We start from the raw sequence: 15,682 nt of genomic DNA, 5'->3' as shown, positions 1-15,682 counted from the left end.
AGGGGCTCAGGGGCGGCCACCCACGGGGGTCGTGGCCGCCCGCTGTGACGTGACGCGGAACATCGAAGGGTCGGGGTACGTCGCCTTCTCCGCCCGCAGCACCTCCTCGATCGCCTCCCCGAAGGAGGGTTCGAAGAGGTCCACCGACCGCAGCAGCCGCAGCCCGCTCACGGTCGGGTCGAGCAGCGGGCGGGCCATCCGGGCCGCGCCGCCCGACAGGGCGCCGAACCCCTTGCACGCCGTCTCGTACCGGCCGGCGACACGCTCCTCGAAGCCCGCGCTCGCGTAGCCGACCACCAGCGCGAGGTCGGCGAGGAACTTGCGGGCACCGCGGGCCATCTCCTCGGCGCCCTGGAGGGTCTGGACGGAACCGCCCGCCACCTTGAAGTCGTCGCCGTTGCGCTGGAGACCTCGCGCCTCGTACACGGCAAGCGCCTCCTCGAAGAGCCGGCCCGCCTCGTCGACGCTCTTCATCGCCGTCACGAGCTGCTCGATGTCGATCTCGCGCTTCACGCTGCCTCCTGGTCCGGGACTGTGCTGCACCGACCGTAGGAGGCGGGGCATCGGCTACGGAACACCCCTGCGCGGACCAGATCTCCGGGCCTCACGGGCCAAGCTGCTCCCCTCCCCCGTCCAGGGCTCCCAACTCGCCACGCGGTCTTGCGGGTTGGGGCGGAGGTCTCAACAATGCGCATGACAACCGGAGGATCTTCGGTTGCGTTTTCGTCCTCAGAGGGGAACCCCCACATGAAGAAGCCTCTCGTCGGCGCGTCACTCACCCTGCTCCTGATCGGAGCCGCCGCCGCACCGGCCGTGGCCGCTACCGGGGAGACCGCCGTCGCGGTCGACTTCGCGGGCACCGTCGCGCTCAGCAACTGTTCCGGATCCGTCGTCCGCGCCCCCGGCTCCCAGCCGAACGACCCGGCGCTCGTCCTGTCCAACGGGCACTGCCTGGAAACGGGCTTCCCCGCGGCCGGCGAGGTCATCAAGGACCAGCGGTCCAGCCGCTCGTTCTCGCTGCTCAACTCGGCCGGCTCCAAGGTCGCCACGCTCCGGGCGAGCAAGGTCTCGTACGCGACGATGACCGACACGGACATCTCGATCTACCAGCTGACCAAGACCTACGCGCAGATCCAGAGCCAGTACGGCATCGGCGCGCTCACCCTGAACGACGCGCACCCGGTGCAGGGTTCGGCGATCAGCGTCGTGTCCGGGTACTGGAAGCGGATCTACAACTGCGACGTCGACGGTTTCGCCTACCGCCTCAAGGAGGGCGACTGGACCTGGAAGGACTCGGTCCGCTACACCTCGTCCTGCAACACCATCGGCGGCACCTCCGGGTCGCCGGTGATCGACAAGGCGACGGGCAAGGTCGTCGCCGTCAACAACACGGGCAACGAGGACGGCGCGCGCTGCACCGAGAACAACCCGTGCGAGGTGGACCAGAACGGCAACGTGACGGTCCGCCAGGGCATCAACTACGCGCAGGAGACGTACATCATCGTGCCCTGCATAGGCCCCAAGAACGTGATCGACCTCAACCGCCCCGGCTGCACCCTGCCCAAGCCGTAGCGGCCCCCGCCCGGCCCCGAGTCTCCCCGCCCGGCCCGAAACGCCCCACGGCCGGGTCCCGGGCGGGGATACTCGGACGCGTGGAACTGCACATCGATCACCGCTGGCTGCTGGAGCGGCAGGAGGCCCTGTTCAAGGACGTGGCCGTGGCCGACCACTCCGCGCTGGTCGCGGCCGTCGCCCGGCACCGCGTGAACACGCCCAGTCTGGGGGTGGACGATCCGGACGCCTACTGGCGCGCGGCCGCCCTCCTGGAGGCGATCGTGCTGCTCCGTCCGCTCCCCGGTTCCAACGAGTACTTCGCGTACGGGGTCGCCGTCGCCTACATCGAGGCGTCCGGCCGGACGGTCGAGGCCCCATACGAGCAGTGGCGCGAGCTCATCACGGACATCCGCACGCTCCGCGCCACCGTCTACGAGGTCGCCGACCGCCTGCGCTCCTGGCGCACGGCCTGACCGGGCTCAGCGCCTGCGCTGGGCGGGTGTCCCCACGAGGAGCGCGTCGCTGACGAGCCGGGCACCGCGGGCGAGACGGCCCAGCTGTTCGAGTTCCACCGCGTACATGCGGATCGTGTTCTCTATGACCGACTCGGCCATGCCCATCATCGGCAGTTCGGCCCGGCTGGTCTGCATGGCCACGCGCACCGCGCGCATCTCGTGCTGCAACTGGAGCTGGACGTGCCGGGCCAGGAGCGCGTGATGGCGGGTCAGGGTCAGATAGCTGCCGTAGCGGGCCGGGAGGAGGTCCCGCAGCCAGCGCGTGGCGCTGCGTTCCCAGTCGTGGGTCCCGGGGGCCTTGACCTGGAGGGGCCAGTCCGGGCTGCGCGTGAGGGTCGCGGTCTGGGGCATTCTCGTCACTTCCGAGTGGTGTCGAACTCTGATCGAGACGTTGCTTGGGGGCGGCCTCGGCCCAGGGGTTGACCGAGGCCGCCATGGGCGCTCTGCGGGATCCGAAAGCCTGGACTCGGCGCCCGGCCCGACGTGAGGAGGTTCGTCGTGCCGGCCGCCCGTTCAGGAGGACCTGGGGAGGGTCTTCCTTGGCATCGTGGTGGATCCGGAGCGCCGTCGTCAGTAAACATATATACCGTCGAGTAAGCAAGGGTATGAAAAATTTCATGCACCTCGCGGCATGTATATGTCCAGGTCCAAGCCGTTTCGAACGGGGGAAGCCGGGATTCCGGCGGGATCGCGCGGGCCTACAGGAAGAAGTGGTGCTGCTCCGCCGCGTGCTCGTACTGTTCGAGCCGGGCCTGGGTGCGCTCCGGGTCGGCGTCGGCCATCGACTGCAGCAGGGCCGCGGAGAGCATCCCGGGGGCCGCGTAGGAGTCGAACACCAGGCGCGAGCCGGTGCCGGCGGTCAGCACCACGTCCGCCTCGTCGACCATCGGCCCCACCGTGGGGTCCGTGATCAGCACGACGCGCAGCCCCGTGCTGCGGGCGGACCGGAGTGCCGCCAGGGTCTCCTTGGCGTGCCGGGGCATGGCGAAGGCCAGCACCCACGTGCCGCCGGCCTCCCTGGACTGGAGCAGGGCGTCGAAGGCGACGCTGCCGCCACGGGTCACCAGGCGCACGTCGGGGTGGATGCGCCGGGCGGCGTACGCGAAGTACTCCGCCAGCGAGACAGAGATGCGCAGGCCCAGGACGGTGAGGGGCACCGAGGCCGCCAGATCGCGGCCGATGTCGAGCACCTGGTTGGTGTCGGCGAGCAGTCGGCGAACGTTCTCCAGGTTGTCGATCTCCGCGTCGACGGCCGCCTGCAGTTCGTTGCGGCGGATCTGCTCGCGGATGTCGGGGGCTCCGGCGACCGCGCTCAGCGCGATCGGCTGGAGCACGTCGCGCAGGGCCGGGTAGCCGCTGAAGCCCAAGGAGACCGCGAAGCGGGTCACCGACGGCTGGCTGACGCCGACCCGTTCGGCGAGCTCGGTGATGGAGAGGAACGCCGCCTCGGTGAGGTGGTCGATCAGGTACTGCGCGATGCGGCGCTGGCCGGGGGACAGTCGACGGCCGTCGAAGAGCGCGAGGACCCGGTCGGCCGGGGGGCGGACCTCCTCGGACGACTGGCTGCTCGGCTTGATCGCCGCTGCCTGCGCGCGTGCCTGCTGCCCCGATGACACGGGAGGGCCTCCTTCTCACCACACTCGCGCTCAAACATAGCTCACCGGCCGTGCCACGAAGATCAATCCTGGGTCCTGGCGGTCACCGGGGCGTCCGTGCGGTCGCCGAGGAACTCGTACCAGCGGCGCTGCAGGCACAGGTAGCGGGTGTCGGCCTCGACGAGGTCGAGGAAGGAGCCGATGGTGGCGCCGAGCCGTTCGGCGAGTCCCAGGTCGGCGAGGGAGCCGTCGTCCTCGAAGGCGTGGTGGGCGCCCGCGAGGCTGAACATGTCGGGGTACACGCGGGCGCCGAGGTGTTCCAGCGGTACCCGCAGGGCCCAGAGCCCGCGGTTGCCGCCGACCATCGAGGGCGAGGCGGAGACCAGCAGGGCCTGCTTGTCCTTGAAGGGCTGCGGGCGGTAGCGCGAGACCCAGTCGATGGCGTTCTTCAGTACGCCCGGCACGGAGGCGTTGTACTCCGGCGAGGCGATGACCAGCGCCTGCGCGGCCTCGATCCGCGCGCACAGGGCCAGCGCGCCCGGCGGCAGCCCCTCGTCGACCTCCGCGTCGCCGTCGTAGGGCGGCATGGGGAAGTCGCCGAGCGCGGCGGGGTCGGCGACCGCCCCGGCCCGGCCGATCCGGGCGGCCACGAGGGCCGCGAGCCGGGCGTTGACCGAGCCGGTGCGGGAGGACGCGGACAGGACGAGCACGCGCAGCGAGCCCCGGCCGTGGTCGCCGTCGTGCGGACGGGCCGGATCCGCCGGGAAGTGGTCCTCGCCGTGGTCGTTGCCGCTGCCGTTCGGGGTCATCGCCGTCTCCTGGTCTTCCGGTCTTCCTGCGGGGCGGTGGCGGGAAGCGCGCGTCTTCCCGCGGGGCGGTGGGGCGGTGGAGGGGGAAGCGCGGCGGGACCCGCACACACGGGTGTGCGGGTCCCGTCCGGGCCGCCGGGTCACTTGGCGCGGGGGTTCTCCCAGCGGTAGAACTCGTGGGCCATCGCGTCCTTCGGACTGCGCCAGGTGTCCGGGTCGTGCGCACTGACGTACGCGGTGAGCCGGTCGCTGAGCTGCCGGAACTCGGGGTGCTCGGTGACCTTCGCGATTTCCGGGCCGGGGGGCCGGTCCGACTCGATCAGGTGGAGGTACACGTCGCCGAACTGGAACAGGCTGCGGTGGGTGACCCCGACCAGGTGCGGGAGTTCACCGGCGTCCGAGTCCGCGAACAGGCCGGCGATGTCGGGAGCCGATCCCGGCGCCATGCGGGCGACGATCAGTGCGCGGTGCTTGGTGTGCATCCGGGTGTGCGCCTTTCGTTCCTACTGGTTCCTACTCGTTCCTGCTCGTCCCTGCCGGCTCCTACCGACGGCTGGTGACGGAGTCGCGGCTCTCGCGCTCGCGCTCCTCGATCTTGTCCCGGATCAGCGCCATCTGGATCTTGGAGTTCTTGTTGATGTTGTCGGTCATCCACGCGTCGTCGACCGGGGCCGTCGGCTTCATCGCGAAGTCCTGGGTCCACTTCATCCGTGTTCCGCCGCCGGGGACTTCGGAGTACTGCCAGTGGATGTCCATGTGGGCGAACGGGCCGGTCTCCACGCGCCGCGCCTTGACCTGGAGGCCCCTGCGGTCGACGGTCCGCTCCGAGACCCAGCTCCACACCGTGCCGTTCTCGTCGGGGTGCATGGTCAGTCGGAAGCGGGTGGTGTCCCCCTCTTGTTCGAGGATGTCGAGGGAGGCGTACTCGCTGAAGAGCTTCGGCCAGTTCGGAAGGTCGTTGGTCACCTCCCACACGAGGTCGACGGGCGCGTCGACGTGGATCTCGTTCTCGGTGTGTCCTGCCATCTCATGCTCCTGTCATCAGGCTGTTGTTGACGAGGTCGAGGAATTCCCCGGGGGTCTTGCAGCGGTCGGCGTCCGTGGGCAGCGCCCGTCCACGCCGGTTCTCCAGCTCGCCGACGATGCCGAGCAGGCCCAGCGAGTCGAGGCCGAAGTCGTCGAAGGCGGAATCGCGACGGTTCGCCATCTCGGAGGGGTCGACGGTGATGCCGGCGGTCTTCATCAGGGCCGCCAGCTCCTCCAGGGTCAGTCGGTCGGACATGGTCGCTTTCTCTCTTCCTGGAAGGGGACTGCACGAGTCCCTCCGGACTACTGGGGCGCCGAGGAGCCCTTGCGCAGCACGAGGGCGGAGTTCGAGCCCATCCGGCCCCGGCTGAGCACGAGCGCGGTGCGCAGCTCCGCGGGGCGGGCGCTGCCGGTCACCACGTCGAGGTCGTGGCACACGTCGAAGACGTTCGGGGTCGGCGGGACCACCCCGTGCTCCAGTGCCAGGACCGCGGCGGCCGTGTCGAGGGCGGGCGCCGCGCAGTAGGCCCGTCCCGTACCGGACTTGGGCGCCGTGACCGCCACCCGGCGCCCGTGCGCGCCGAGGGCGGCGGTGATGGCCGCGGCCTCGGCGGCGTCGGCCTCCGGGGTGCCGAGCGCGTCCGCGAAGACCACGTCGATCTCCTCGGGGGCGCAGCCGGCCTCTCGCAGTGCCCCGCGGATCGCGTGGGCGAGGCCCTCGCCGGACTCCTCCGGCCGCTGGGTGCCGCTGAAGGTGGCGGCGTGGCCGGCGAGCACGGCGCGCGCGGTGGCTCCGCGGCGCCGCGCGGCCTCCTCGTCCTCGACGACGAACATCGCACCGCCCTCTGCGGGGACGTACCCGCAGGCCTTGACGGTGAACGGCCGGTAGGCCCGCTCGGGGTCGTCCTGCGTGCTCAGCCCCTCGTACTGCAGTTGGCAGACGATGGAGTACGGCGCGAGCGGCGCCTCGGTGGCTCCGACCAGCATGGCCCGGCTGCCCTGGCGGATGGCCCGGGTGGCGTGGGCGAAGGCGTCCAGTCCACCCGCCTCGTCGCTGGCCACGACCCCGCAGGGGCCCTTGAGGCCCCGCCGGATGGAGATCTGGCCGGTGCTCGCGGCGTAGAACCAGGCGATGGACTGGTACGGGCCCACGTAGCGCGGCCCCTGCTCCCAGAGGTGCTGGAGCTCGCGCTGCCCGAACTCGCCGCCACCGGAGCCGGCGGCGGTGACGACCCCGATGGAGAAGGGGTCGCCCTCGTAGTCGGCGCGGCCGAGGCGGGCGTCCTCCAGCGCGAGGTCGGCCGCGGCGAGCGCGTGGTGGGTGAAGCGGTCGGTCTGGACCAGGAAGCGGTCCTCGACCAGGCTGCCGGGGTCGAAGCCCCGTACCTCGCCGGCCACGCGCAGCGGCAGGTGCTCGCACCCGGCCCTGGTGACCCGGTCCAGCACGCTGGTGCCGGACTGGGTCGCCTTCCAGAAGGCGTCGGCGCCGATGCCGTTGGGCGCGACGACCCCGATGCCCGTGATGACCGTACGACTGCTGGTCATGACACCTCTTCCTTCGGCCGGGACATGACGACGGCGGACTGGAACCCGCCGAAGCCGCTGCCGACGGACAGGACGTTGCGCAGGGTGCGGGCGCGGGCTGTGCGGGGGACGTAGTCCAGGTCGCACTCGGGGTCGGGCGTCTCGTAGTTGGCGGTCGGCGGGACCACCTGGTGGTTCATCGCGAGGACGCAGGCGGCGAGTTCGATCGCGCCGATGGCACCGAGGGAGTGGCCCACCATGGATTTGATGGAGGTCATCGGCGTCTTGTAGGCGTGGTCGCCCAGCACCCGCTTGACCGCCGCCGTTTCGTGGCGGTCGTTCTGCTTGGTGCCGGAGCCGTGCGCGTTGACGTAGTCGATCTCCTCGGCGCCGACCCGGGCCTGGGCCAGGGCGGTCTCGATGGCCCTGGCCATCTCCAGGCCCTCGGCGGTCAGCCCGGTCATGTGGTGGGCGTTGCCGAAGGTGGCGTAGCCGCCGATCTCGCAGTAGACGGTCGCACCGCGGGCGCGGGCGTGTTCCATCTCTTCGAGCACGAGGACCGCTCCGCCCTCGCCGAGGACGAACCCGTCCCGGTCCGCGTCGAACGGGCGGGAGGCGTGGGCCGGGTCGTCGTTGTTCGGCGAGGTCGCCTTGATGGCGTCGAAGCAGGCCACCGTGATCGGCGATATCGGCGAGTCGGAGGCGCCCGCGATGCAGACGTCCATCCGGCCCTCCGCGATGGAGTGGACGGCGTACCCGATGGCGTCGAGTCCGGAGGTGCACCCCGTGGAGACGGTCTGCACCGGGCCCCGCGCCCCCGTCTCCTCCGCGACGGCGGAGGCGAGGGTGGCGGGCGTGAACGCCCGGTGCAGGTGGGGTCCGGCCAGCTTGTGGTCGACGTCCCACCAGGCACCGGACTGGCTCACGGCGACGTAGTCGTGCTCCAGGCGGGTGGTGCCGCCGACGGCGGTGCCGAGGGAGACCCCGGTGCGCCAGGCGTCGTCCGCGGTGAGGTCGAGTCCCGAGTCCCGCAGGGCCTCGCGGGCGGCGACCAGGGCGAACTGGATGTAGCGGTCCGCCCGGGCCGCGTCCTCCTCGGTGAGGCCGTGGGCGGCGGGGTCGAAGTCGACCTCGGCGGCTATCCGGGAGCGGAACCCCTCCGGGTCGAAGAGGGTGATGCCCCGGGTCGCCGTGCGGCCGTTGGAGAGCAGGTCCCAGAAGGCCGAGACCCCGATCCCGCCGGGGGCGACGACGCCGACCCCGGTCACCGCCACCCGGCGGCGGGTCACGAGACGACTCCCGTGCGGTCCGGAGGCTGCTCCCAGGCGGTGCCCTCCGGGTGCGGTGCCTCCTCGGTGTCGACGTGGCCGAGTTCCGGGCGCGGGGCGAGCGGGCCGAGGTGGAAGACCATGCGGGCCTCGGTGTCGCCGATGTTGCGGAACCGGTGGCGCACGTTGAGCGGGACGAGGAGGCCCTGGTCGGTGCGCAGCGGATGGGCCTCGCCGTCGAGGTCCACCTCCAGCCGGCCGGCGACTACGTACACGAACTCCTCCGAGTACGGGTGGTAGTGCTCGGCGATGGACTCCCCGGGCGCCATGATCGCCATGCCCATGAAGCCGCTGGTGGAGCCCACCGAGGTCGGGGTGAGCACGGCCCTCAGGTCGCCTCCGCGCCTGCGGTTGGGCGGCGTCTCGCCGAGGTCCACGATGCGTGGGCGCTGTCTGGTCATGACGGGTTCCTCCTGGCGTGTGGGGTGCCTGGACGGGGATGTGGGGGTGAGGACGGGTGGTCCCGGTGGGGGACGGGGGGTCAGGACCGAGCGGGGGCCCGGCGGTCGGTGATCAGGTTCATGGTGTGTCGCGCGGGGCCGGAGCGCCCGCCGGGTGCGTCCATCAGGCGGTCGAGCTCGGCCGCCTTGCGCGGGTCGCGGGCGCCGAGGGCGGCCACCCGCTCCTCGTCGAACGGGCCGTTCACGTCGATCAGCCGGACGACGATGTCGTCGCGCTGGAAGATGCTGCTGCTCCGAACGGGGTTCGCGGGGAGGTGCGCGGCTTCCTCGTCCTGCCGGGCCAGGAACTCGGCGAGCGCGGTTCCGCAGCCGGGCTTGGCCGGGTAGAAGAGCGCGTGGCGGGTCACGTCGGCGGAGTCCGGTGCCTCGGCGGCGATGTGGTGGACCGCGGGGAGGGCCGCGCGCATGAAGAACATGCGGGCGGACTCAGGGTCGCCGAGGTCGCGGTCCACTTCGAGGTAGGGGTTGATGGCCTCCTCGACGGCGCGCACCTCGGGCTGTTCGGAGACGTGGCGCAGGGCCGCCATCAGGTCGCCCTGGACCTCCACCGTCCGTACGACCCGGTTGCCGTGCATGAAGAGCGAGGTGCGGCACAGGCGGGTGTGGTCGTCGACGCGGGCCGCCGGGGAGGCGTAGCTGGAGAGGATGGCGGCGACCTCCTTCTCGCTGCCCGGCTTGACGGTGAAGGTCAGCGCGTGGCGCACGATCCCGGCGCCGAGCCGGGGCACGGGCTGGAGGCGGGCGCCGGCCGGGCGGGAGGCCTGGTCGTAGCCGCGGCCCGTCTCGCGCAGGACGGTGAACTTGAGCGGGCGCATGGCGCGGGCGCAGGCTCCCAGCGGCTTCACCTGTTCGGCGTGGTGGTCGCTGTTGACCCAGGCGAGGTACTGCGGGGCGCTCTCCCACTCGCTGGTGATGAGCCATTGGGAGGGGTTCTCGAAGGACTGGCACAGCTGGTCGCTGATGTGTCCCGGGACCGACGCGATGTCGTGGCGGAGCCGCTCGTACGCCTCGAAGAACTCCTGCTGGCGGCCCTCGTGGAGGTCCATCAGCAGGACGACCCGGAGCATGGAGCCGTCGAAGGCTGACTGCGACACCCGTTCGGACAAGGTGGTTGTCATCTACTCACTCCTTCATGAGGGGGTGGAGATCCATCGCGTACGGACCCCTCGTCCGTCACCGGTGGCGTCCACCCGGGCCGGCGGCCGCCTCGGTCGGGAACGGCGGGCCGGGCGCGTCTGTCGGGGGCGCCGCTGTCGCTCATCGTCGTCCGGGTGGGGGCGTACCGCTACATGTCCGGATCAAGCGGGTGACAACCGGCGAATCAACCGGGCCTGGAGTTCGATCGGTGGCATAAAGACTCCACTCCCCCACACAGAAAACAGGAGCCCGCAGCTGATGGAAGACAAAGCCGATGTTCGCGTACCGGTTCTCGTCGTGGGCGGCTCCCTGGTGGGCCTGTCCACGTCGCTTTTCCTGAGCCGCCACGGAGTACGTCACCTGCTGGTCGAGAAGCACTCCGGTACGTCCCTGCACCCGCGCGGGAGGGGCATCAACGCCCGGACCATGGAGCTGTTCCGAACGGCGGGGGCCGAGCACGCGATCCGCCGGGCGGCGTCCGTACTGGAGGGCAACCAGGGCATTCTGCAGGCCACCTCGCTGATCGACAGCGAGCAGCACAACTGGCTGATCAAGGAGATCGATCCGTCCGGCCAGCTGAGCCGCTTCAGCCCGACCGGCTGGTGCCTGTGCAGCCAGAACAACATCGAGCCGGTGCTGGCGGCGCAGAGCGGGGCGATGTGCGGTGACATCCGCTTCTCCACCGAGCTGATGAACTTCGACCAGGACGCGACGGGGGTGACCGCCGTGGTGAAGGACCGGGAGACCGGCGAGCACACCACCGTGCGCGCGGACTTCCTGATCGCCGCGGACGGTCCGCGCAGCCCCGTGCGGGAGCAGCTGCGCATCCCCCAGACGGGTGGCGGCGAGCTGTTCCACAACGTGAGCGTGACCTTCCGCTCGCAGCGGCTCCCCGAGGTGCTGGGCGATCTGCGGTTCATCGTCTGCTACTTGATGCGTCCCGGCGCCGACGGGGCGCTGCTGCCGGTGGACAACGGCACCCAGTGGGTCTTCCACGCCCCCTGGCACCCGGAGGACGGCGAGACGCTGGAGGACTTCACCGACGAACGGTGCGTGGAGCAGATCCGGGCGGCGATCGGTGTGCCCGACCTCGACGTGGTGATCGGCGGAAAGGCCCCGTGGCACGCCGCCGAACGGGTGGCGGAGCAGTACTCCGTCGGCCGGGTGTTCCTCGCGGGCGACGCGGCCCACGAGATGTCCCCCACGGGCGCGTTCGGCTCCAACACCGGCATCCAGGACGCGCACAACCTGGCCTGGAAGATCGCGGCGGTGCTGGACGGCTCGGCCGGGATGGAGCTGCTCGACACGTACGAGGCCGAGCGCCTCCCGGTGGCCAGGGCCACGAGCGAGCGCGCCTCGGCCCGCTCGGCGGAGCACAGCCACCCGGGGTACGCCCCGCCGCCCACGATGGGCGGCGGGCCGGGCAGCGGGGTGCTCACCACCGCGATGGGCTACTGCTACCCGCGGGGAGCCGTCGTCGGCGGCGACCCCGGCCGGCCGATCATCCCCGACGCCCTGCGACTGAAGGGCGACACCGGCACCCGGGCCCCGCACATGTGGCTGTCCCGGTCCGGTGAGCGCGTGTCCTCGCTGGACCTGTACGAGCGCTCGTTCGTGCTGCTCAGCGGCGCGGGCACGCCGTGGCGGGCGGCGGCCGAACAGGTGGCCGGGGACCTGTCGATGCGGCTGGACGCCTACGCCATCGGCTCCGGGCCCGACGCGGACCTGGTCCCGCAGGCCGGCGCCGACTGGGCGGAGGTCCACGGGACGAGCGCCGAGGGCGCCGTGCTCGTACGTCCGGACGGGTTCGTGGCGTGGCGCTCGGAGGGCGCCGTGCCGGATCCCCGGGCGGCGCTGCGGGGCGCCCTCTCGACGGTGCTGCGCCGGGCGTGACCACCTCGTTCTCCCTCCCGCCGGCCGTGCGCGCGGCCGGCGGGCGGGGTTCAGCGGCAGGCCCAGCAGCCCGCCCAGCAGCCGGTGTTCGACCGGGCGGGACGGAGCCCCGGGCGGTGCCCGGCGCGCCGCGCCGCGTTCCCGGACCGGTCCCGGCCCGCGCCGCCGACGGCGTCGACGGAGGTGCGCCGCGCGCAGCAGGCGACCACGAGGGCGATCGCGGCCAGTTCCTCGGGACCGGCGGAGCCCTTCTCGATGCGGAGGAAGCTCGGCTCCGCGGCGATCGGGGTGCTCGGCGCTATCGGGGCGTCGTTCGTCATCGGCACGGCCTCTCTCACGGGGGCTGCGCGTGCGCCCGGTCGTCGGGTCGCGAGGGGCGGACCTGCTCGGCGCCGGCGCGGGCTGCACACGTGCGGCTCGGTGCACCGGCGGGTTTCGTTCCGCGGATGCGAACCGGCCTGGGAAGTCCTGTCGGTTCACCGGGACTCCTGACGCGACCGACGCTACAAGCGGCCGGCCCGCCCGGCACTCGGGAGAAGCGGCCGCCCCGACCGGCCCCCGCTCCGGCGGCCGTGCCGGGCCCGGTGCACGGGGAGGCGCGGTGAGCGGCCACCGGCTCCTGTTCTGCCGGGGCTGCGCCGGTCAGCTGTACGCCGTATGCACCACCGACCGGGCGGGCCGCGGCGGCCGCGGCACGGTCGGCGACTGGGAGGTGGACCACGAGATGCCCGTGGTGTGCCCGCTCTCCTCCCTGCTGCCGCTCACGGGAACGGCGGCCTCCGTCCACGAACTCCCGGGCGCCCAGGAGGTCCTGGGCCCGGCGTACTGATCTCCTCCTGCCGATTGGGCCTGACGGGTGACGGCCGAGCGTTCGACCAATGAACCGCTCCGCCCCGCAGGCCCTTTCCCGGTTCCATCTCTTGACGCCCGAACGGGTGGGGAGCACAGTGTCCAGCGGCGCCGGCCTGAGAGCGCTCTCAAAGGCTTTCGGCGGCTCCGAACGGCGAACTCCCCTGGCTCTTCCCCCCGCACCGCGCCGCACGGCGCTTCAGAGAGGGCACCCATGCGAGAGACACCCCGTAGGAAGCGGCCGCCCGTGCGGCGGGCCGTCTTGACCGCGTTCGGCACGATCGCCGTGGTCCTGGCGGCCGCGGCCGCCGCGACCCTGCCCGCCGGCGCCGCGGCTCCCCCCACCCCGGCCGGCTGGACCCAGGTGTTCCTGGACGAGTTCAACGGACCCGCGGGCTCCGGCGTGAACACGGCCGACTGGCAGTACACGACCGGGACGAGCTACCCCGGCGGCCCCGCGGCCTTCGGCACCGGCGAGATCGAGACGATGACCGCCGACCCCGCCAACGTCTCCCTCGACGGGACGGGCAACCTGCGGATCACCCCGAGGAGGGACGCCGCGGGCAACTGGACCTCCGGACGGGTCGAAACCCGGCGGTCCGACTTCGCCCCGGCGCCGGGCGGCAAGCTCCGCACGGAGGCCCGCATACAGATGCCGAACGTGACGGGCCCGGCGGCCAAGGGCTACTGGCCGGCCTTCTGGATGCTCGGCGCCCCGTACCGCGGCAACTGGTGGAACTGGCCGGGCATCGGCGAACTCGACATCCTGGAGAACGTCCAGGGCATGGACAACGTCTGGGCGACCATGCACTGCGGCACGACCCCGGGCGGTCCCTGCAACGAGACGACCGGCATCGGCGGCCAACGCGCCTGCCCCGGATCCAGCTGCCAGAGCGAGTTCCACACGTACGCGGTGGAGTGGGACAGGTCGACGGCCGTCGAGGAGATGCGCTTCTACGTCGACGGGGTGAACTTCCACACGGTGCGCGCGAACCAGGTGGACGCGGCCACCTGGACCAACGCCACGAACCACGGCTACTTCGTCATCCTGAACGTCGCCATGGGCGGCGGTTTCCCCGACGCCTTCGGCGGCGGGCCCGACGCCGGCACCGAACCCGGCCACCCCATGGTGGTCGACTACGTGTCCGTGCTCCGGTCGACGGGCACCGGGCCCACGACGCCCCCGCCGACCACGCCTCCGCCCACCACGCCTCCGGCGGGCAACCGTGACGCGTACGCCGCGATCCAGGCCGAGTCGTACGACGACCATGCGGGGGTGGCCAAGGAGACCACCTCGGACACCGGCGGCGGACAGAACCTCGCCGCCCTCGCCAACGGCGACTGGGCCCTGTACCGGGGCGTCGACTTCGGGTCCGCTCCCGCGCGGCAGTTCTACGGGCGGGTGGCCTCCGGCGCGGCCGGCGGGGTCAGCGGGCTCGTCGAGGTCCGGCTGGACAGCCGCACGAGCACCCCGATCGGCAGCTTCTCCGTGGCGAACACCGGGGGCTGGCAGAGCTGGCGGACGGTCCCGGCGAACATCGGCGGCGTCACGGGCACCCACGACGTCTACCTGACCTTCACCAGCGGCCAGGGCTCCGACTACGTGAACGTGAACTGGTTCGACTTCGGCCACTGACCGGCCCGGACCGGACAGGTCCGGACCACGGACGGCCCGTACCGCCCGGAGCGCCCCCGGCCTCCCGGCGGTACGGGCTAACCTGCTGCCCGGCGCGGCGACCGCCCGCGGACACCCAGGAGGAGCGCCGATGCCCGAACAGCGTCCCGGCAGCCGACCCACCCTGGAAGCGGTGGCGACACGCGCCGGCGTGTCCCGGGCGACCGTCTCCCGCGTGGTCAACGGCGGCGACGGGGTCCGCGCGCACCTGGTGGACAAGGTGCGCGAGGCCGTCCGGGACCTGGGCTACGTGCCCAACCCCGCCGCCCGCACCCTGGTCACCCGGCGTACCGGCGCCGTGGCGGTGATCATCGCCGAGCCGGAGACCCGGATCTTCTCCGACCCCTTCTTCTCCCGGCAGCTGCGCGGCATCTCGAAGGAACTGACCGCGCACGACGCGCAGCTGGTGCTGCTGCTGGTGGAGGACCGGGGCGACTACGAGCGGATCGAGCGCTACCTGGCCGGCGGGCACGTCGACGGGGCCCTCGCCTTCTCCCTGCACACCGACGACCCGCTGCCCGGGATCACCCGCCGGATCGGCCTGCCCACGGTCTACGGCGGCCGACCGGGCTGGACGGGCGACTCCTCGGAACCCGGGGACGTGGCGTACGTGGACGCGGACAACCGCGGGGGCGCTCGGGAGGCCGTACGGTACCTGGTCGCGCAGGGGCGCCGGCGCATCGCGCACATCGCCGGCCCGCTCGACCAGACCTCGGCCGCCGACCGGTTGAGCGGCTACCGGGACGTGCTGCCGGCCGCCGACGACGCGCTGGTCGCCGAGGGCGACTTCACCGTGGCGGGCGGGGCCCGCGCGATGGCGGGACTGCTCGACCGCCGTCCGGACGTCGACGCGGTGTTCGCCGCCAACGACCTCATGGCGACGGGTGCGCTGCGGGTGCTGAGGGAGCGCGGGCTGACGGTTCCGGCGCAGGTGGCGGTCGTCGGCTTCGACGACGCCGAACCGGTGGCGGAGAGCTCCGACCCTCCGTTGACGACGGTACGTCAGGACATAGAGGGCATGGGCCGCCTGATGGCGCGGATGCTCCTGGAGACCCTGGGCGGGGAGCCCGGGATGCCCGGGGAGCCCGCCGCGCCCAGATCCGTGGTCACCGCCACGTCCCTGGTGCGGCGGGCGTCCGCCTAGGGCCTGTCGTCAAACTCCCGTCGTCGCCCGGAGGGCGGCCCCGCGGCGTCTGGTGCGTGCTCTCGGTGCGCCGGGCGGAAGCCCGCGTACTGGACGTACTTGGCTTCCGCCCGGTGCGGCGAGAGCGCGTGCCAGGCGTCGCGGGGCAGACGGGAGTTTGACGACAGGCCCT

The 15,682-nt window shown here is 72.2% G+C and carries 18 protein-coding genes; 6 read left to right on the top strand and 12 right to left on the bottom strand.

Translation table 11 applies throughout. The features are described from left to right. Positions 1-6 precede the first annotated feature (6 nt). The gene (locus ACFYYJ_RS39350; RefSeq protein ID WP_389139450.1) at positions 7-513 is read right to left on the bottom strand and encodes a hypothetical protein; all 507 of its coding nucleotides are present in this window, start codon (positions 511-513) and stop codon (positions 7-9) included. 234 nt (positions 514-747) lie between these two features. Here ACFYYJ_RS39350 and ACFYYJ_RS39345 point away from each other — a divergent pair, with 234 nt between their 5' ends. Both ACFYYJ_RS39345 and ACFYYJ_RS39340 read left to right on the top strand, forming a co-directional pair. Next, the gene (locus ACFYYJ_RS39345; protein WP_385133730.1) at positions 748-1,572 is read left to right on the top strand and encodes a serine protease; all 825 of its coding nucleotides are present in this window, start codon (positions 748-750) and stop codon (positions 1,570-1,572) included. Between the two features lie 80 nt (positions 1,573-1,652). After that, a complete protein-coding gene (locus ACFYYJ_RS39340) occupies positions 1,653-2,027 on the top strand; it encodes a toxin Doc (protein ID WP_389139448.1) in 375 nt (124 codons plus the stop codon). A gap of 6 nt (positions 2,028-2,033) precedes the next feature. Here ACFYYJ_RS39340 and ACFYYJ_RS39335 read toward each other — a convergent pair whose 3' ends face one another. The 10 genes from ACFYYJ_RS39335 to ACFYYJ_RS39290 form a co-directional block, all read right to left on the bottom strand. After that, positions 2,034-2,420, bottom strand: a complete 387-nt coding sequence (locus tag ACFYYJ_RS39335; protein WP_384583548.1) for a hypothetical protein — start codon at positions 2,418-2,420, stop codon at positions 2,034-2,036. A 347-nt stretch (positions 2,421-2,767) separates the two neighbouring features. Further along, positions 2,768-3,685: a MurR/RpiR family transcriptional regulator gene (locus ACFYYJ_RS39330; protein WP_384583516.1), complete on the bottom strand. Its 918-nt coding sequence runs from the start codon at positions 3,683-3,685 to the stop codon at positions 2,768-2,770. 62 nt (positions 3,686-3,747) lie between these two features. Further along, positions 3,748-4,380 (bottom strand): NADPH-dependent FMN reductase, encoded by a 633-nt coding sequence (locus ACFYYJ_RS39325; RefSeq protein WP_385133747.1) that lies wholly within the window; start codon positions 4,378-4,380, stop codon positions 3,748-3,750. A gap of 233 nt (positions 4,381-4,613) precedes the next feature. Next, positions 4,614-4,955: a TcmI family type II polyketide cyclase gene (locus ACFYYJ_RS39320; RefSeq protein WP_384746132.1), complete on the bottom strand. Its 342-nt coding sequence runs from the start codon at positions 4,953-4,955 to the stop codon at positions 4,614-4,616. Between the two features lie 61 nt (positions 4,956-5,016). Beyond that, positions 5,017-5,499: an SRPBCC family protein gene (locus ACFYYJ_RS39315; RefSeq protein ID WP_385131099.1), complete on the bottom strand. Its 483-nt coding sequence runs from the start codon at positions 5,497-5,499 to the stop codon at positions 5,017-5,019. A 1-nt stretch (position 5,500) separates the two neighbouring features. Beyond that, the gene (locus tag ACFYYJ_RS39310; RefSeq protein WP_384583524.1) at positions 5,501-5,755 is read right to left on the bottom strand and encodes an acyl carrier protein; all 255 of its coding nucleotides are present in this window, start codon (positions 5,753-5,755) and stop codon (positions 5,501-5,503) included. A gap of 47 nt (positions 5,756-5,802) precedes the next feature. Next, the gene (locus ACFYYJ_RS39305; protein ID WP_389139444.1) at positions 5,803-7,044 is read right to left on the bottom strand and encodes a beta-ketoacyl synthase N-terminal-like domain-containing protein; all 1,242 of its coding nucleotides are present in this window, start codon (positions 7,042-7,044) and stop codon (positions 5,803-5,805) included. Next, positions 7,041-8,312, bottom strand: a complete 1,272-nt coding sequence (locus ACFYYJ_RS39300; protein ID WP_385131104.1) for a beta-ketoacyl-[acyl-carrier-protein] synthase family protein — start codon at positions 8,310-8,312, stop codon at positions 7,041-7,043. Before ACFYYJ_RS39300 ends, ACFYYJ_RS39305 begins: the two co-directional genes overlap by 4 nt. Then, positions 8,309-8,752, bottom strand: a complete 444-nt coding sequence (locus ACFYYJ_RS39295; RefSeq protein WP_376656454.1) for a cupin domain-containing protein — start codon at positions 8,750-8,752, stop codon at positions 8,309-8,311. The genes ACFYYJ_RS39300 and ACFYYJ_RS39295 overlap by 4 nt, the downstream gene beginning before the upstream one ends. Before the next feature lie 80 nt (positions 8,753-8,832). Further along, positions 8,833-9,930, bottom strand: a complete 1,098-nt coding sequence (locus ACFYYJ_RS39290) for a SchA/CurD-like domain-containing protein (protein WP_385131106.1) — start codon at positions 9,928-9,930, stop codon at positions 8,833-8,835. 277 nt (positions 9,931-10,207) lie between these two features. Between ACFYYJ_RS39290 and ACFYYJ_RS39285 the strand changes: the two genes are divergently transcribed. Beyond that, positions 10,208-11,842, top strand: coding sequence for an FAD-dependent oxidoreductase (locus ACFYYJ_RS39285; protein ID WP_385358522.1), 1,635 nt, complete (start codon positions 10,208-10,210; stop codon positions 11,840-11,842). 50 nt (positions 11,843-11,892) lie between these two features. Here the strand turns inward: ACFYYJ_RS39285 and ACFYYJ_RS39280 are convergent, their stop codons facing one another. Next, positions 11,893-12,162 (bottom strand): acyl-CoA carboxylase subunit epsilon, encoded by a 270-nt coding sequence (locus ACFYYJ_RS39280; protein ID WP_385131110.1) that lies wholly within the window; start codon positions 12,160-12,162, stop codon positions 11,893-11,895. A gap of 281 nt (positions 12,163-12,443) precedes the next feature. On the opposite strand from ACFYYJ_RS39280, the gene ACFYYJ_RS39275 reads away from it, so the two are divergent. The 3 genes from ACFYYJ_RS39275 to ACFYYJ_RS39265 all read left to right on the top strand — a co-directional run bounded on the left by ACFYYJ_RS39275 (position 12,444) and on the right by ACFYYJ_RS39265 (position 15,510). After that, positions 12,444-12,671, top strand: a complete 228-nt coding sequence (locus ACFYYJ_RS39275; RefSeq protein WP_389139440.1) for a hypothetical protein — start codon at positions 12,444-12,446, stop codon at positions 12,669-12,671. A gap of 234 nt (positions 12,672-12,905) precedes the next feature. Continuing rightward, entirely contained in the window at positions 12,906-14,327 is a 1,422-nt protein-coding gene (locus ACFYYJ_RS39270; RefSeq protein WP_389139438.1) for a glycoside hydrolase family 16 protein, read from the top strand. Between the two features lie 130 nt (positions 14,328-14,457). Then, positions 14,458-15,510: a LacI family DNA-binding transcriptional regulator gene (locus ACFYYJ_RS39265; RefSeq protein WP_385358528.1), complete on the top strand. Its 1,053-nt coding sequence runs from the start codon at positions 14,458-14,460 to the stop codon at positions 15,508-15,510. Positions 15,511-15,682: the final 172 nt, after the last annotated feature.

The sequence above is a fragment of the Streptomyces sp. NPDC002467 genome (genome assembly GCF_042889825.1).
GTDB lineage: Bacteria > Actinomycetota > Actinomycetes > Streptomycetales > Streptomycetaceae > Streptomyces.
This window is presented reverse-complemented; position numbering and strand designations above follow the sequence as displayed.

Bases quoted from the DNA above. Each gene is read 5' to 3' on its own strand.
- ACFYYJ_RS39335 (WP_384583548.1), bottom strand. From the start codon at position 2,420: ATGCCCCAGACCGCGACCCTCACGCGCAGCCCGGACTGGCCCCTCCAG.
- ACFYYJ_RS39345 (WP_385133730.1), top strand. From the start codon at position 748: ATGAAGAAGCCTCTCGTCGGCGCGTCACTCACCCTGCTCCTGATCGGA.
- ACFYYJ_RS39320 (WP_384746132.1), bottom strand. From the start codon at position 4,955: ATGCACACCAAGCACCGCGCACTGATCGTCGCCCGCATGGCGCCGGGA.
- ACFYYJ_RS39285 (WP_385358522.1), top strand. From the start codon at position 10,208: ATGGAAGACAAAGCCGATGTTCGCGTACCGGTTCTCGTCGTGGGCGGC.
- ACFYYJ_RS39265 (WP_385358528.1), top strand. From the start codon at position 14,458: ATGCCCGAACAGCGTCCCGGCAGCCGACCCACCCTGGAAGCGGTGGCG.
- ACFYYJ_RS39315 (WP_385131099.1), bottom strand. From the start codon at position 5,499: ATGGCAGGACACACCGAGAACGAGATCCACGTCGACGCGCCCGTCGAC.
- ACFYYJ_RS39305 (WP_389139444.1), bottom strand. From the start codon at position 7,044: ATGACCAGCAGTCGTACGGTCATCACGGGCATCGGGGTCGTCGCGCCC.
- ACFYYJ_RS39295 (WP_376656454.1), bottom strand. From the start codon at position 8,752: ATGACCAGACAGCGCCCACGCATCGTGGACCTCGGCGAGACGCCGCCC.
- ACFYYJ_RS39270 (WP_389139438.1), top strand. From the start codon at position 12,906: ATGCGAGAGACACCCCGTAGGAAGCGGCCGCCCGTGCGGCGGGCCGTC.
- ACFYYJ_RS39310 (WP_384583524.1), bottom strand. From the start codon at position 5,755: ATGTCCGACCGACTGACCCTGGAGGAGCTGGCGGCCCTGATGAAGACC.
- ACFYYJ_RS39290 (WP_385131106.1), bottom strand. From the start codon at position 9,930: ATGACAACCACCTTGTCCGAACGGGTGTCGCAGTCAGCCTTCGACGGC.
- ACFYYJ_RS39280 (WP_385131110.1), bottom strand. From the start codon at position 12,162: ATGACGAACGACGCCCCGATAGCGCCGAGCACCCCGATCGCCGCGGAG.